Origin of the sequence: Lapillicoccus sp., from assembly GCF_046595215.1 — a bacterium.
GTDB lineage: Bacteria > Actinomycetota > Actinomycetes > Actinomycetales > Dermatophilaceae > Lapillicoccus.
Genome location: NZ_JBKJPP010000076.1, coordinates 1 through 14,669 on the forward strand (window position 1 = coordinate 1; position 14,669 = coordinate 14,669).

At 70.9% G+C, this 14,669-nt stretch carries 15 protein-coding genes; 10 read left to right on the forward strand and 5 right to left on the reverse strand.

Annotated features, from left to right (window positions below):
• Positions 1-1,057 (forward strand): Asp-tRNA(Asn)/Glu-tRNA(Gln) amidotransferase subunit GatB (gatB, locus tag ACLL9L_RS06420; RefSeq protein ID WP_411283812.1); only part of this gene is annotated, 1,057 nt, incomplete at its 5' end.
• A 42-nt stretch (positions 1,058-1,099) separates the two neighbouring features.
• On the opposite strand, the gene ACLL9L_RS06425 is transcribed toward gatB, so the two are convergent.
• Positions 1,100-2,227 (reverse strand): PQQ-dependent sugar dehydrogenase, encoded by a 1,128-nt coding sequence (locus tag ACLL9L_RS06425; protein WP_411283813.1) that lies wholly within the window; start codon positions 2,225-2,227, stop codon positions 1,100-1,102.
• 110 nt (positions 2,228-2,337) lie between these two features.
• Here ACLL9L_RS06425 and ACLL9L_RS06430 point away from each other — a divergent pair, with 110 nt between their 5' ends.
• The 3 genes from ACLL9L_RS06430 to ACLL9L_RS06440 are packed head-to-tail and all read left to right on the forward strand — an operon-like array spanning position 2,338 to position 4,703.
• A complete protein-coding gene (locus tag ACLL9L_RS06430) occupies positions 2,338-3,261 on the forward strand; it encodes a 2-hydroxyacid dehydrogenase (RefSeq protein WP_411283814.1) in 924 nt (307 codons plus the stop codon).
• A 48-nt stretch (positions 3,262-3,309) separates the two neighbouring features.
• Positions 3,310-4,392 (forward strand): WD40/YVTN/BNR-like repeat-containing protein, encoded by a 1,083-nt coding sequence (locus tag ACLL9L_RS06435; RefSeq protein WP_411283815.1) that lies wholly within the window; start codon positions 3,310-3,312, stop codon positions 4,390-4,392.
• Positions 4,389-4,703 carry a MoaD/ThiS family protein gene (locus ACLL9L_RS06440; protein WP_411283816.1) on the forward strand — a complete coding sequence of 105 codons (315 nt, stop codon included), beginning with the start codon at positions 4,389-4,391 and terminating at the stop codon, positions 4,701-4,703. Before ACLL9L_RS06435 ends, ACLL9L_RS06440 begins: the two co-directional genes overlap by 4 nt.
• A gap of 9 nt (positions 4,704-4,712) precedes the next feature.
• Here ACLL9L_RS06440 and ACLL9L_RS06445 read toward each other — a convergent pair whose 3' ends face one another.
• Complete coding sequence (locus ACLL9L_RS06445) at positions 4,713-5,747, reverse strand: hypothetical protein (protein ID WP_411283817.1); 1,035 nt, start codon at positions 5,745-5,747, stop codon at positions 4,713-4,715.
• Between the two features lie 90 nt (positions 5,748-5,837).
• On the opposite strand from ACLL9L_RS06445, the gene ACLL9L_RS06450 reads away from it, so the two are divergent.
• On the forward strand, positions 5,838-6,362 hold the full coding sequence (locus tag ACLL9L_RS06450; RefSeq protein WP_411283818.1) for a SixA phosphatase family protein: 525 nt from the start codon (positions 5,838-5,840) through the stop codon (positions 6,360-6,362).
• A gap of 52 nt (positions 6,363-6,414) precedes the next feature.
• The gene (gene ilvD, locus ACLL9L_RS06455; RefSeq protein ID WP_411283819.1) at positions 6,415-8,112 is read left to right on the forward strand and encodes a dihydroxy-acid dehydratase; all 1,698 of its coding nucleotides are present in this window, start codon (positions 6,415-6,417) and stop codon (positions 8,110-8,112) included.
• Between the two features lie 78 nt (positions 8,113-8,190).
• On the opposite strand, the gene ACLL9L_RS06460 is transcribed toward ilvD, so the two are convergent.
• The 3 genes from ACLL9L_RS06460 to ACLL9L_RS06470 form a co-directional block, all read right to left on the reverse strand.
• Positions 8,191-9,084, reverse strand: coding sequence for a GNAT family N-acetyltransferase (locus ACLL9L_RS06460; protein WP_411283820.1), 894 nt, complete (start codon positions 9,082-9,084; stop codon positions 8,191-8,193).
• A 64-nt stretch (positions 9,085-9,148) separates the two neighbouring features.
• Positions 9,149-9,289 (reverse strand): hypothetical protein, encoded by a 141-nt coding sequence (locus ACLL9L_RS06465; protein ID WP_411283821.1) that lies wholly within the window; start codon positions 9,287-9,289, stop codon positions 9,149-9,151.
• A 267-nt stretch (positions 9,290-9,556) separates the two neighbouring features.
• Entirely contained in the window at positions 9,557-9,802 is a 246-nt protein-coding gene (locus ACLL9L_RS06470) for a hypothetical protein (protein ID WP_411283822.1), read from the reverse strand.
• A gap of 228 nt (positions 9,803-10,030) precedes the next feature.
• On the opposite strand from ACLL9L_RS06470, the gene ACLL9L_RS06475 reads away from it, so the two are divergent.
• The 4 genes from ACLL9L_RS06475 to ilvC all read left to right on the forward strand — a co-directional run.
• The gene (locus tag ACLL9L_RS06475) at positions 10,031-10,969 is read left to right on the forward strand and encodes an acyl-ACP desaturase (protein ID WP_411283823.1); all 939 of its coding nucleotides are present in this window, start codon (positions 10,031-10,033) and stop codon (positions 10,967-10,969) included.
• Between the two features lie 241 nt (positions 10,970-11,210).
• Entirely contained in the window at positions 11,211-13,055 is a 1,845-nt protein-coding gene (locus ACLL9L_RS06480; protein ID WP_411283824.1) for an acetolactate synthase large subunit, read from the forward strand.
• Between the two features lie 28 nt (positions 13,056-13,083).
• Positions 13,084-13,596 carry an acetolactate synthase small subunit gene (gene ilvN / locus ACLL9L_RS06485; RefSeq protein WP_411283825.1) on the forward strand — a complete coding sequence of 171 codons (513 nt, stop codon included), beginning with the start codon at positions 13,084-13,086 and terminating at the stop codon, positions 13,594-13,596.
• Positions 13,597-13,702: 106 nt separating this feature from the next.
• The coding region (gene ilvC / locus ACLL9L_RS06490) for a ketol-acid reductoisomerase (RefSeq protein ID WP_411283826.1) at positions 13,703-14,669 on the forward strand (967 nt) is incomplete at its 3' end.

The following is a 14,669-nucleotide window of genomic DNA, read 5'->3' on the forward strand; positions in this document are numbered from 1 at the left end:
GATCCACGGCGCCAACCATTCGCTCGTCGACTACAACCGTGCGGGTATTCCGCTGGTCGAGGTCGTCACCCGGCCCGTGACCGGCACCGGTGCACTGGCCCCCGAGGTTGCGAAGGCCTACGTCAGCGAGCTGCGCGACATCTGCCGCACCCTGGGCATCTCGGATGTGCGGATGGAGCAGGGCTCGCTGCGTTGCGACGCGAACGTCTCCATCGCCCCGCGCGGGGCGCCGATGGGCACGCGCTCGGAGACCAAGAACGTCAACTCGCTGCGCTCGGTCGAGCGGGCGGTGCGTTACGAGATCACCCGGCACGCGGCGATCCTCTCCGGCGGCGGGTCGATCCTGCAGGAGACCCGGCACTGGCACGAGGACACCGGCCTGACGACCTCCGGCCGGGTGAAGTCGGACGCCGACGACTACCGCTACTTCCCCGAGCCCGACCTCGTGCCGGTCGCCCCGTCCCGGGAGACCGTGGAGGCGCTCCGGGCCACGATGCCGGAGCCTCCCGGCGAGCGGCGCAAGCGGCTGCAGACCGGCTGGGGCTACTCGGACCTCGAGATGCGCGATGTCCTCAACGCCGGCGCGGTCGAGCTCATCGAGGAGACGGTGGCCGCCGGCGCCACTGCGACCGGGGCCCGGAAGTGGTGGAGCGGTGAGATCGCACGGCGGGCCAACCTCGAGGGCATGGACGTCTCGGAGTATGCCGCGGCGCGGGGAGTCACGCCGGCGCACATCGCCGAGCTGGACGGCCTCGTCAGGGGTGGCCGCCTCAACGACTCGATGGCCCGTCAGGTCCTCGAGGGTGTCCTCGACGGCGCCGGCGCCCCGACGGCCGTCGCCGACGCGCGGGGGCTCGAGCTGGTCCGTGACGACGGCGCGCTCGATGCGGCTGTTGACGCCGTCATCGCGGCGAACACCGAGGTGGCCCAGAAGGTGCGCAACGGCAAGCTGCAGGCGGCGGGCGCCCTCATCGGTCAGGTGATGAAGGAGATGAAGGGGCAGGCCGACGCGGCCCGGGTCCGCGAGCTGATCCTCGCCAGGCTCGGCGCCTCCTGAACCCTCCTCGCCAGTCCTGACCCCCGCTTCCGGGCTGGTCCGTCAGCCTGTCAGCGACTGGGGCAGCGCCGCGATCCGGTCGTCGCCGGCCCTGGGGGTGCCACGGGAGGTGTTGTTCGTGACGATCCAGACGTTGCCGTCCGGCCCGAGCAGGACGTCGCGCACCCGCCCGTAGTCGCCCTGCACGAGTCGTTGCGGCTCCCCGGTGCTCCCGTCGCCGTTGACGGGCACCTTCCAGAGCGACTCACCCTTGAGCGCCGCGAGCAGGACCGAGCCGTCTGGGCCGATGGTGATGCCGCTCGGCGAGGCGTCGTCGGGTCGCCACTGCCGCACGGGGTCGACGAGCCCGTCCCGAGCCTCGGCACCTTCGACGGTCGGCCAGCCGTAGTTCGACCCCCGGGTGATGACGTTGAGCTCGTCCCAGGTGTCCTGCCCGAACTCGCTGGCCCACATCCGGCCCGACGCGTCCCACGCGATCCCCTGGACGTTGCGGTGTCCGTAAGACCACACCGGCGACCCCGGGAACGGGTTGTCCGGCGCGGGTGCACCGTCCCTCGTGATCCGCAGGATCTTGCCCCCGAGGCTGTCGACGTCCTGCGCGTTGGACCGGATGTTCGCGTCGCCCGTGGTGACGTAGAGGAAGCCGTCTGGGCCGAACGCGAGGCGACCCCCGTTGTGGTTCCCGGCTTTCGGTATGCCGGTGAGGATCGCCATGGGCGGGCCCAGCCGACCCTGCGCGTCGAGGGCCATCCGCACGACACGGTTGTCCCCCTCGGCCGTGATGTAGGCGTAGACGACCGGTGTCGCAGTGAACGTCGCGCGCTCGACGGCGAGCCCGAGCAGGCCGCCCTCCCCGCCCGGGACCACGCCGGCCACCGTCCCGAGCACCGTCTTCGCACCGTCCGTCCCGACCTTCGTCACCGTGGCGGAGTCGCGCTCGCTCACGAGCAGGCCACCGTCCGGCAGGGGCACAGCGCTCCACGGCACCGCCAGCCCGGTCACGACGTCCACCGCGGCGGAGAGCGCAGCGCGCGCACCCGCGGTCGGTGATGCGGTCGAGGGAGCGACGGACGGTGTCGACGTCGCGGCGACGGTGGCCCGGGCCGCCGCCGGGCCCGGGGTGGGCGAGCAGCCGGCCAGCGCGGCGGCGACGACAGCCACCCCGGCCACGCCAGCGAGGGTGACGGGGTGCAGTCGGGGGACGGGGGACGAAGAGGTCCGGTGAGGTGGCGGCATACCCCATTGTGAACGACGCCCGGGGCGGCACTAGCGTCGTGGCCATGCTCCTCGCCTCCCTGCCCGACATCTCCTGGGTCGACGAGATCGGCCCGGTGGCCGGCGTCGAGCTCGTCCCGTGGGATCTGCGCGCCCCGCACGACCGGGCCGCGGAGATCGAGGTGGTCATCCCGCCCTACCTCGACCCCGCGGTCCGCTTCGACCTCCTCGCACACCTCCCGCGTCTCGGTGCGGTCCAGCTCCTCACCGCGGGATACGACCACGTCGCGCCGCACGTCCCCGACGGGGTGCGCCTCTGCAACGCGTCGGGCGTCCACGACGCGTCGACGGCCGAGCTGACCCTCGCCCTGATCCTCGCGTCCCTGCGCGGGGTGCCGGACTTCGTTGTGGCCCAACGGGACTCGACGTGGCTCCCGATCCGCATCTGGCCGGCCCTGGCGGACAAGCGAGTGCTGGTGGTCGGCTACGGTCAGGTCGGCCGGGCGATCATCCGTCGCCTGCTGCCCTTCGAGGTCGCGGTCACCGGGGTGGCCCGCCGCGCGCGGGCAGGTGACGAGCTCGTCGAAGCGATCCACGGCATCGACGAGCTGCCCGACCTGCTGCCCACCCATGACGTCGTCGTCCTGATCGTCCCGCTCACCGTCGCGACGACGGGCCTGGTGGACGCCGACTTCCTCGCCGCGATGCCCGACGGTGCGCTCCTCGTCAACGTCGCCCGGGGCAAGGTCGTGGACACCGGTGCCCTGCTCGCCGAGACGTCGACCGGGCGACTGCGGGCTGCGCTCGACGTCACCGACCCCGAGCCGCTGCCCGACGACCATCCGCTGTGGCGATCGCCGGGCGTGCTCATCTCACCGCACGTCGGGGGTGCGAGCACCGCCTTCCGCCCCCGGGCCGTCCGCCTCGTCCGGGCCCAGCTCGAGGCGTATGCCGCGGGCTCCCCGATCACGAACGTCGTCGTCGGCTGATCTCCCGGCCCCGTTGCCACTGTCGGAGGCTTGGTGGACACTGTCCACATGACAGAGACCGTGGTGGCCATCGGCACGAGGAAGGGCCTCTGGCTGGCCCGGAGCACGGACCGCGCGGAGTGGGTCCTCGAGGGGCCGACCTTCCTCATGAGCGAGGTGGCCTCGGTCGCGTTCGACACCCGCGCCGCGGTCCCCAGGATGCTCGCCGGGGTGATGTCCTGGCACTGGGGTCCGACGGTCCAGATCAGTGACGACGGCGGCCGCACCTGGACCGAGGGGGACCAGCGCGCCATCGCCTTCCCCGCCGACGCCGACGCCGCGCTGACCCGGGTCTGGCAGCTGACCCCGGACCCCCACGACGACGCGGTGGTGTGGGCAGGGTGCCAGCCCCACTCCCTGTGGCGCAGTGCCGACCGGGGAGAGACCTTCGAGCTCAACCGGGGGCTGTGGGACCACCCGCACCGCACGGAGTGGGCCGACGGGTTCGGCGGGGGAGCGGTGCACACGGTCGTGCCCGACCCCACCGACGAGCAGAACCTCCTCGTCGCGATGAGCGCGGGGGGCGCTTACCGCAGTGCGGACGGGGGCACCTCGTGGGCACCGTCGAACGCAGGCATCTCCGCCTACTTCCTGCCCGACCCCCTGCCCGAGTTCGGCCAGTGCGTCCACAAGGTCGCCCGCGACGCGCGGACCCCGTCGCGGCTCTACGCCCAGAACCACCGCGGCGTCTACCGCTCGGACGACAACGGCACGTCCTGGGTCTCGATCGCCGAGGGCCTGCCGACCGACTTCGGCTTCACCGTCGTGGCCCACCCGCACCACGGCGACGAGCTGTGGCTCATCCCGGTCGTCAGTGACGGGGAGCGGGTGCCGCCGCAGGGCCGGCTCCAGGTGCAGCACTCCACCGACGCCGGGCGCACGTGGCACACCCAGACGACCGGTCTGCCCGACCTCAGCTACACGGCCGTGCTGCGGGACGCCGCCTGCACCGACGGCGCGGAGCAGACGGGCCTGTACTTCGGCACCCGCAACGGCGACGTCTTCGCCTCGCTCGACGGGGGTGAGACCTTCACGACCATCGTCTCGCAGCTGCCCGACGTCCTGTGTGTGCGGGCCGCGGTGCTGTCATGACCCAGGGCCAGCAGCCACGCCCGCATGCGGTCCGCGTCGTCCTGCCGGGGATGTTGCGAGACCTGGCCGGCGGCGCGGGGGAGGCTGCGGCGCAGGTGGGCGTCGAGGGCGCCCGGCTCGCAGAGGTCCTCGACCTCGCCCTGGCCCCGTGGCCCCGCGTCGGGTCCCGGGTTCGCGACGAGCAGGGCGCGATCCGCCGCCACGTCAACGTCTTCGTCGACGGCGAGGACGCCAGGCGCGGCGAGGGTCTGTCCACCCTCGTCCGGCCCGGCGCCGTCGTCCACATCATCAACGCCGTCTCCGGCGGGTGAGCCTCGAGGTCAGTCCTCCTCGTGCTCGCGCCGACCTCCGGGGCCTACCTGCAGACGGGTGATCGAGTAGGTCGCCGTGCCCGGCGACGCCACGCCGAACCGGGCGTTCACCGCCCAGAGCGCGCCGCCGGCCAGGGTCGCCGTCGACGGGACGTCGAGCGTCGGGTCGGTGAGCGCGCCGACCCAGGTCGCGGTCCACGACCCGTCTCGCCGCGACAGGCGCAGGACCGCCACCTCGGAGCGCCCCGTCCCGCGCACGTCGTAGAGGGTGCGGCCGTCGATCTCCAGCCCGTCACCGCTGACGATGCCCGGCCCTCCCGAGACCGGGATGGCACTGGTGCGTCCGGTGCGCGGATCCACCTGCCACAGTCCGCCGACCCGACTGTTGTTGAGGATCAACGAGCCGTCGTCGAGTTCGCGGATCCCGTTGGCGTTGATGGCGGTTCCGTTTCCCGTGGGCCAGTCGCCGGTCAGGGCGAGGTATGCCGGGGGCCTCCCCGCGGGCCGGCCGGACCTGCGAAGGGGGATCCGGGTCAACCGGTCGACGAACGAGTCGGTGACCCAGACCGCGTCCCGCGTCACGACCAGGTCGTTGAGGAAGAGGCCGCCGGGGACGATGGTGTCCGAGGCGACGGCGCCCGACCGGGCGTCCACGGCATACACGTGCGCCACCGCGCCCAGGCTCCCCACCGCCCAGACGAGTCCGCTGCGTCGGTCCCATTTCAGGCCGCGGAGGCTGCGCCCCGTGGCGCCGGGCAGGAGCACCCGCGACGTGCCGGCGAGCAGGTCGCCGGTCACGATGCGGCCGTCCGCGAGGGAGCCGACGTAGTAGGTGGTTCCGGGGCCGGAGGTGATGCCCTCGGGCCTGATGCCGTCGGGGAGGGGGACGCTGCCCCGAGGTGGCCCAGGGCGCTCCCCTGCGCGGCGATGGAGTGGGGCGGCGCCCGCCGTCGGGGCCGCGAAGACGGTGACGCTCAGTGCGGCGACGGCGGTGGCCGAGCCGAGGAAGGCCCGCCGCCCGATGGGGTTCGTTGACGTATCCATCACCCATTGTGGGCTGACGTCTCGCAGAAACACCACCCCCTGTCGCCGGCCGCCTTGGCAGGAGGACAGCGAGCGGAGGATGCTCTCGTCATGACCCGAGCCACCGAGGACAAGAGGTTGGTCCTGTTGCGTCATGCCAAGGCGGAGCAGGTCCCGGGACGCCCCGACCATGACCGCGCCCTGACCGGGCGCGGGCGGCGGGACGCTGTCGTGGCGGGCGCCTGGCTGAAGGAGGCGGGCATCGTCGCCGAGCTGGTCATCTGCTCCACGGCCGTGCGAACCCGCGAGACCTGGGACCACGCGGCGCGCGGGGGAGCGCACACGGAGTTCGTGGAGTACCGCCGGGCCGTCTACCAGGGCGACACGGCAGCGCTGCTCGCGTCGGTGCGGGAGGACGCGGGGGAGGTCGACACGGTGATCGTCGTCGGCCACGCCCCGACGATCCCGGGTCTGGCGAGCTTGCTGTGTGACGGCAACGGGTCGCAGGAGGCCCACCAGGCGCTCGCCGACGGCTACCCCACCTGCGGTCTCGCCGTCCTGCGGTTCAACGGGGAGTGGTCCGAGCTCGACTACGGCGACGCCTCCCTCGAACGCTTCCACGTCGCCAGGGCGTAACGGCCCCTGAGACTGACGTCTCAGCGCGGGAACGTCGTCCTATGCTCGACCCATGACGCAGACCCCCGACATCAAGCCCCGCAGCCGCGACGTCACCGACGGTCTCGAGAAGGCCGCCGCGCGCGGAATGCTGCGAGCCGTGGGCATGGGGGACGACGACTTCGCCAAGCCGCAGATCGGCGTGGCGAGCTCATGGAACGAGATCACGCCCTGCAACCTCTCGCTCGACCGGCTCGCGAAGGCAGCCAAGGACGGGGTCCACGCAGCTGGCGGCTACCCCCTGGAGTTCGGCACCATCTCGGTCTCGGACGGCATCTCGATGGGCCACGAGGGCATGCACTTCTCGCTCGTCTCGCGCGAGATCATCGCCGACTCCGTGGAGACGGTGATGATGGCGGAGCGCCTCGACGGCTCGGTGCTGCTCGCGGGCTGCGACAAGTCGCTGCCCGGCATGCTGATGGCGGCCGCACGCCTGGACCTCGCCTCGGTCTTCCTGTATGCCGGGTCGGCACTCCCCGGAGTAGCGAAGCTCTCGGACGGGTCCGAGAAGCAGGTGACGATCATCGACGCGTTCGAGGCCGTCGGGGCCTGTGCGGCGGGCCGGATGTCGCGGGCCGACGTCGACGCGATCGAGCGGGCCTTCTGCCCGGGAGAGGGTGCCTGCGGGGGGATGTACACCGCCAACACGATGGCGTCGGTCGCCGAGGCTCTGGGGATGTCGCTGCCGGGGTCGGCCGCCCCGCCGGCAACCGACCGCCGTAGGGACGGCTTTGCCCGCAGGTCGGGGGAGGCCGTCGTCGAGCTGCTCCGGAACGGCATCACCGCCCGGCAGATCTTGACCAAGGAGGCGTTCGAGAACGCCATCGCCGTCGTCATGGCCTTCGGCGGCTCGACCAACGCCGTTCTCCACCTGCTCGCCATCGCCCACGAGGCCGACGTCGAGCTGACGATGGACGACTTCAAGCGGATCGGTGCCAAGGTCCCGCACCTGGCCGACGTCAAGCCCTTCGGGCAGTACGTCTGGGTCGACATCGACCGGGTCGGCGGCGTCCCCGTCGTGATGAAGGCCCTGCTCGACGCCGGCCTGATCCACGGCGACTGCCTCACCGTGACGGGGCGCACCGTCGCCGAGAACCTCGCTGGCATCAACCCGCCCGACCCCGACGGCAAGGTGCTCCGGGCGTTCGCGCAGCCGATCCACCAGACCGGTGGACTGACCATCCTCACCGGGTCGCTCGCCCCCGAGGGCGCCGTGGTCAAGTCGGCGGGCTTCGACTCCGACGTCTTCACCGGCACCGCCCGGGTCTTCGACGGGGAGCGGGCCGCGATGGACGCCGTCGGAGCGGGAGAGCTCGCGGCCGGCGACGTCGTCGTCATCCGCTATGAGGGCCCCAAGGGCGGACCCGGCATGCGCGAGATGCTCGCGGTCACCGGGGCGATCAAGGGCGCCGGACTCGGCAAGGACGTCCTGCTCCTCACGGACGGCCGGTTCTCCGGCGGCACGACCGGTCTGTGCGTCGGCCACGTCGCCCCCGAGGCCGTCGACGGGGGACCGATCGCCTTCGTCCGCGACGGAGACCGGATCACCCTCGACGTCGCGAACGGCGTGCTCGACCTCGACGTGCCCCCGGCGGAGCTCGCCGAGCGGGCCAAGGGCTTCACGCCCCCAGAGCCGAAATACCCCCGCGGCGTCCTCGCGAAGTACCGCAAGCTCGTCGGAAGCGCCTCCAGGGGCGCCGTCTGCGACTGACGGTCCTCCGCTCTCGGGTGGAGGTATATCCGAGCTGTCTAGCGCTCGGATATACCTCCACCCGGAGCAGCCACCCGCTCAGAGGTCGATGGCGCGATGGATCCAGGTCGAGGTGACCCGCATGCCGACCCGCTCATAAAGGCCCAGCGCACCGGTCCGGGAGTCGATCGACAGCTCGGACCGGGTCGCCCCTCGGGAGCGGGCCAGCTCGAAGGAGTCGACGAGCAGGGCCCGCGCCAGCCCGAGCCCGCGGTGGTCCGCGCGGACGGCGAGCCGGTCGACGTCACCGCAGTCGCGCGAGAGGATGACGAAGCTGACCCCGACGACGACCCCGTCCGGGTCCTCCATCAGCCGCAGCTGCCACGGCTCGAACCCAAGCCGCCGCACGACGCCCGCGGCCCAGTCCTCGTAGCTCGTCGGCGTCCGCTCCGGCCACTCGTTGAAGGCGTCCTCGAGGATCCGGTATGCCGGGTGCTCCTGGCCGACGCGCACGTCCCGGATCGCATACCCCGCGGGGACCGGCTGCGCCGCGATCGACCTGCCGCCGGGCAGCTCGAGGATCCACGACGTCCACCGCACGTGGTAGCCGAGGTGTGTCAGGAGTCGGTCCCCGACGCTGTCCTTCGGGACCGGCATTCCCACGAGCGTGCCGCCCTGTCGTCGTGCCTCCTCCTGCGTCCAGTGCGCCAGGGCCGTGCCGATGCCCTTCCCCCGGTGCTCTGGCGGGACGTGCGCGTCCGCGTACCTCCCGGCATACACCTCGGCGTAGGCGACGAGCTCGCCGTCGGACTCGACGCCGACGGCCTGCTCGCCGAGCCGGAAGGTTGGCCGCCGCCAGTCGCCGACGATGTCCTCGAGGTCGATGGTGGCCTCGCCGAGGTCGTGCGTCTCGCTGGCCACGACGAGCCCGAAGACGGCCTTGGCATCCTGCGGCGTCAGGGCCCGCGTTGTCAGGCCGGTGGGAAGGTCCATGCGGCCATGATCGGCGTGGATCCAGACCGGTGTCACTAGGGTTATCGAGGGACGTCTGGAGTCGTCACCCGAGGTGGACGCCCCTGGTCAGCACGAGGGCGTTGACCAGCGCAAGGACGACGACCGCGACGATGCCTGCTCGCGGCACCCGCAGATCGAGAAGCTCCTTGGCCGGGGAGATCCTCTGCCACCAGATCATCGCCATGGGGGCGAACACTTCGAGGCTGGCCGACCCGATGAGGATGGCGAAGACGGCGTCGCCCGGCGTGGCCCGGGGTCAGGGCGAGGTTCACTGCGGATAGGAGCATCGAGACCGCGGTGCCGAGCGGGCGGAGGGCTTCACGCCCCCCCGAGCCGAAGTACCGCAAGCTCGTCGGGAACGCCTCCAGAGGCCCCGCACTGCTCTCGGGTGGAGGTATACCCGAGCCGTCTAGCGCTCGGATATACCTCCACCCGAGAAGTGAGGACCCCCTCAGAGGTCGATAGCGCGATGGACTCCGGTGGAGGTGACCTGGATGCCGAACCCGTGCCCGCGCAACGGTCGGAGCGTCATCGCGACGAGACCACTGACGAGGCTGTACAACGGCCCGGCCATGGTGATCGTGACCACCGCCGGGGTGGACGTGGGTTCCGGTGTGAAGCGGACCTGTCCGGTGAACTGGGTGGCGCCCCATCCCAGCACCAGCCCTGCGACCGTGTGCGCGCTCTCGTGGAGCACGATGACCACGATCTGCGCCAGGACCTAGGCGACCGCCGAGTTCCACACCATCGCCCTGACCTGGCCCGGGGTGCCCACGCGGGTCCGCGCTCCCTGATCGGACATGCGAGGAGCCTGGCACGGGAGTGGGGTTACTGACTGGTAGGTCAGCTTCCGCCCGGCGTGGGGTGACCGGAAAGACGCCCCGCGGACTGTGCCCGCCGGCGGAGGGTGCCGTACCGTCAGAGCATGACGACTCAGGCGTGGAGCCAGACCGACCTGCTGCACGAGATGACCCCCGTGGTCGAGGGCGAGCTCAACCGGCACATCGGCGTGGCGAAGGAGTGGTTCCCCCACGACTACGTGCCGTGGAGCGACGGCCGCAACTTCGACGGGCTGATGGAAGGCGACGCGTGGAGCCCCGAGGACTCGCCGATGTCCGACGTCGCCCGCTCGGCCCTCATCGTCAACCTCCTCACCGAGGACAACCTCCCGAGCTACCACCACGAGATCGCGCTGATCTTCGGCCGGGACGACGCGTGGGGTGAGTGGGTCCACCGCTGGACCGCCGAGGAGGGCCGCCACGGGATCGCGATGCGCGACTACCTCCTCGTCAAGCGTTCCGTCGACCCGGTGGAGCTCGAGCGGTTCCGGATGACGCACATGTCGCAGGGCTACGAGTCGGCACACTCCGGCGAGCTGATCCACTCCCTCGCCTACGTGTCCTTCCAGGAGCTTGCCACCCGGGTCAGCCACCGCAACACGGGGAAGTACACCAACGACCCGATGGCCGAGCGGCTCCTCGCGCGGATCGCCGCGGACGAGAACCTTCACATGATCTTCTACCGCAACCTGCTCGACGCCGCGCTCAAGATCTCCCCGGACCAGACCATGAAGGCGGTCCTCGAGGTGGTCAAGGGCTTTCAGATGCCCGGGGCCGACATCCCCGGATTCCAGCGCAAGGCAGTCGAGATGGCCGTCGCCGGCATCTACGATCTGCGCTCGCACCGGGACGAGGTGGTCATGCCCGTGCTGCGCTTCTGGAAGATCTTCGAGCTCGAGGGCCTGTCGGCAGAGGGTGAGCAGGCCCGCACCGAGCTTTCGAACTTCATGGACGACCTGGACAAGCAGGCGGCCCGCTTCGAGGACAAGCGGGACACGCTGAAGTCGCGGATGAACATCGAGTGAGGGGCGCCGCGGCCTCGTGGTTGAGCTCACGCGGCCGGATGGTGAGACGAGCCTGTCCGCCGATTGACACGGCATACCGTCAGGGCGCACCGTGGGGTTGTGGCACGAATCCTCGTACTTCCCCAGCGCGTCTGAGTCGGCTCCCCAGCCGCACTCGACGCGCTGCCCTTCTGTCCCGCTGAGGACCGAGGGGCTTTTTTGTGGCTTCGCCCGTGAACGACTCAGGACCGAACGAAAGTGGATGACCGTGAGCGACAGCCCGACCCCGGTGAGGCCCTCACCGGCTGACATCGCCCCCCACCCTCGCCCGCGCCCGGCGGCGGCGCCGCCGACTCCTGCGCCGGAGCAGGTCACTGGGGCCCAGGCGCTCGTCAAGTCGCTCGAGGCGCTCGGCGTCGACACCGTCTTCGGCATCCCCGGTGGCGCGATCCTGCCTGCCTACGACCCGCTCATGGACTCCGCGTCCGTGCGGCACATCCTCGTGCGCCACGAGCAGGGCGCGGGCCACGCTGCCGAGGGGTATGCCGCGGCCACCGGCCGGGTGGGTGTCTGCATGGCCACCTCCGGTCCCGGCGCGACCAACCTCGTCACGCCGCTCTCCGACGCCTACATGGACTCGGTGCCGATCGTCGCCATCACCGGCCAGGTCTCGTCCAGGGCGATCGGCACGGATGCCTTCCAGGAAGCGGACATCCGAGGGATCACGCTGCCGATCACCAAGCACAACTATCTTGTCACCGACGCGTCGCAGATCGCGAGGGCGCTCGCCGAGGCCTTCCACATCGCCAACACCGGTCGGCCCGGTCCGGTGCTCGTCGACATCAGCAAGGACGCGCTGCAGGCCACGACGACCTTCTCCTGGCCGCCGCAGATCGACCTGCCCGGATACCGTCCCGTGACCCGGCCGCACAGCAAGCAGATCCGCGAGGCGGTCAAGCTGATCAACGCCGCGAAGCGACCGGTGCTCTACATCGGCGGTGGGGTCATCCGGGCCCGGGCGAGCGAGCAGCTGCGCCAGCTCGTCGACCTGACCCAGATCCCGGTCGTGACCACCCTGATGGCCCGCGGGGCCGTGCCCGACACGCACCCGCTCAACCTCGGTATGCCGGGCATGCACGGGACCGTCGCGGCGGTCACCGCGCTGCAGAAGTCGGACCTGCTCATCACCATCGGTGCGCGCTTCGACGACCGGGTCACCGGGCAGCTCTCGACGTTCGCCCCGGACGCCAAGGTCATCCATGCCGACATCGACCCGGCGGAGATCTCCAAGAACCGCACCGCGGACGTGCCGATCGTCGGCGACGCCAAGGAGGTCATCACCGACCTCATCGAGGTGATGTCGGCCGACCAGGGTCGGAGTGGGGCGGACTACAGCGCCTGGCGGGCCCGCACCAAGGGCTGGCAGGAGACCTTCCCGCTCGGCTACGCGGACCACGAGGACGGGCTCTCCCCCCAGCACGTCATCCAGCGGATCGGTGAGCTCACCGGACCGGAGGCCGTCTACGCCGCGGGCGTGGGCCAGCACCAGATGTGGGCCGCGCAGTTTATCCGTTACGAACGCCCGAACGCCTGGCTCAACTCCGGGGGCGCCGGCACGATGGGCTACTCCGTCCCGGCGGCCATGGGGGCCAAGGTGGCCCAGCCCGACCGCGTCGTGTGGGCCATCGACGGGGACGGCTGCTTCCAGATGACCAACCAGGAACTGGCCACCTGCGTCATCAACGAGATCCCGATCAAGGTCGCGATCATCAACAACTCGAGCCTCGGCATGGTCCGCCAGTGGCAGACGCTCTTCTACAACGAGCGTTACTCCAACACCGACCTGCACACGAGCCACGACCAGCGGCGGATCCCGGACTTCGTCAAGCTCGCCGAGGCCTACGGCTGCGTCGGTCTGCGGGCCGAGTCGCAGGAGGAGGTCGACCCGGTCATCCTGCAGGCCCTGGCGATCAACGACCGGCCCGTCGTCATCGACTTCGTCGTCAACCGTGACGCGATGGTCTGGCCCATGGTCCCGGCCGGGGTCAGCAACGACATGATCCTCAACGCCCGGGGCGAGGCCCCCGTGTGGGACCGCGAAGACTGAGCGAGAATAGGCAACGGAGGAACCACCCATGTCCAAGCACACGCTGTCCGTCCTCGTGGAGAACAAGCCCGGTGTCCTCGCCCGGATCGCTGGCCTCTTCTCGAGACGGGGCTTCAACATCGACTCCCTCGCGGTCGGCCCGACCGAGCACGCGGACATCTCCCGGATGACCGTGGTCGTCGACGTCGACGCCCTCCCCCTCGAGCAGGTCACCAAACAGCTCAACAAGCTCGTCGAGGTGCTCAAGGTCGTCGAGCTCGACCCGCTCGCCTCGGTCCAGCGACAGGTCGTCCTCATCAAGGTCCGCGCGGATGCGACCAACCGCACCCACGTCCTCGAGACCGTGGCGCTGTTCCGGGCCAAGGTCATCGACGTCGCCCACGACACCCTGACGATCGAGTGCACCGGCAAGGCCGAGAAGGTCCAGGCGCTGCTTGGTGTCCTCGAGCCCTTCGGCGTGCGTGAGCTCGTGCAGTCCGGCATCGTGGCCGTCGGGCGCGGCCCGCGCTCGATCACCGACCGAAGCCTGCGGACCGCCTGACGGGCGGCCGGCCCCGGGAGGCGAGCTCCCGGCATACGGTTTCCGCGCCGCACCATCCCCACTCCCACCTCCACCCACGCACACCGACCCGAAGGAGCTCGCCACCATGGCTGAGATGTTCTACGACGACGACGCCGACCTGTCCGTGATCCAGGGCAAGAAGGTGGCCGTCATCGGCTACGGCAGCCAAGGTCACGCTCACGCCCTCAACCTGCGCGACTCGGGGGTCGACGTGCGCGTCGGGCTCGCCGAGGGCAGCCGCTCGAGGGCCAAGGCGCAGGCGGAGGGCCTGACCGTCCTCAGCGTCGCCGAGGCCGTCAAGGAGGCCGACCTCGTCGTCATCCTCACGCCGGACCAGGTCCAGCGCACGGTCTACGCCAACGAGATCAAGCCCAACCTCAAGGACGGCGCCGCGCTGCTCTTCGGCCACGGCTTCAACATCCGTTTCGGATACATCACGCCCGAGGCCGGCTCGGACGTCCTCATGGTGGCGCCCAAGGGCCCGGGGCACCTCGTCCGTCGCGAGTTCGCTGACGGCAGAGGGGTTCCCGTGCTCCTCGCCGTCGAGCAGGACCCGTCCGGCCAGGCCTGGGACGTCGCGAAGTCCTACGCCCGGGCCATCGGTGGCCTGCGCGCCGGCGGCATCCGGACCACCTTCACCGAGGAGACCGAGACGGACCTCTTCGGCGAGCAGTCCGTCCTGTGTGGTGGCGCCTCGCAGCTGGTCCAGTACGGCTTCGAGGTCCTCACGGAGGCGGGCTACCAGCCGGAGATCGCCTACTTCGAGGTCCTCCACGAGCTCAAGCTGATCGTCGACCTCATGGTCGAGGGCGGGATCGCCAAGCAGCGCTGGTCGGTCTCCGACACAGCGGAGTACGGCGACTACGTCTCCGGCCCGCGCGTCATCGACAGGCGCGTCAAGGAGAACATGCAGGCCGTCCTCGCCGACATCAAGGACGGCACGTTCGCCAAGCGGTTCATCGACGACCAGGAAGCCGGCGCACCGGAGTTCACGGCCCTGCGCAAGAAGGGTGCCGAGCACCCGATCGAGGCGACCGGCAAGGAGCTGCGCG

Excerpts from the sequence above, each read along its gene's own strand:
- ACLL9L_RS06430 (WP_411283814.1), top strand. The coding sequence starts at position 2,338 with ATGCTCCTCGCCTCCCTGCCCGACATCTCCTGGGTCGACGAGATCGGC.
- ACLL9L_RS06435 (WP_411283815.1), top strand. The coding sequence starts at position 3,310 with ATGACAGAGACCGTGGTGGCCATCGGCACGAGGAAGGGCCTCTGGCTG.
- ACLL9L_RS06440 (WP_411283816.1), top strand. The coding sequence starts at position 4,389 with ATGACCCAGGGCCAGCAGCCACGCCCGCATGCGGTCCGCGTCGTCCTG.
- ACLL9L_RS06445 (WP_411283817.1), bottom strand. The coding sequence starts at position 5,747 with ATGGATACGTCAACGAACCCCATCGGGCGGCGGGCCTTCCTCGGCTCG.
- ACLL9L_RS06450 (WP_411283818.1), top strand. The coding sequence starts at position 5,838 with ATGACCCGAGCCACCGAGGACAAGAGGTTGGTCCTGTTGCGTCATGCC.
- ilvD (WP_411283819.1), top strand. The coding sequence starts at position 6,415 with ATGACGCAGACCCCCGACATCAAGCCCCGCAGCCGCGACGTCACCGAC.
- ACLL9L_RS06460 (WP_411283820.1), bottom strand. The coding sequence starts at position 9,084 with ATGGACCTTCCCACCGGCCTGACAACGCGGGCCCTGACGCCGCAGGAT.
- ACLL9L_RS06465 (WP_411283821.1), bottom strand. The coding sequence starts at position 9,289 with ATGGCGATGATCTGGTGGCAGAGGATCTCCCCGGCCAAGGAGCTTCTC.
- ACLL9L_RS06475 (WP_411283823.1), top strand. The coding sequence starts at position 10,031 with ATGACGACTCAGGCGTGGAGCCAGACCGACCTGCTGCACGAGATGACC.
- ACLL9L_RS06480 (WP_411283824.1), top strand. The coding sequence starts at position 11,211 with ATGACCGTGAGCGACAGCCCGACCCCGGTGAGGCCCTCACCGGCTGAC.
- ilvN (WP_411283825.1), top strand. The coding sequence starts at position 13,084 with ATGTCCAAGCACACGCTGTCCGTCCTCGTGGAGAACAAGCCCGGTGTC.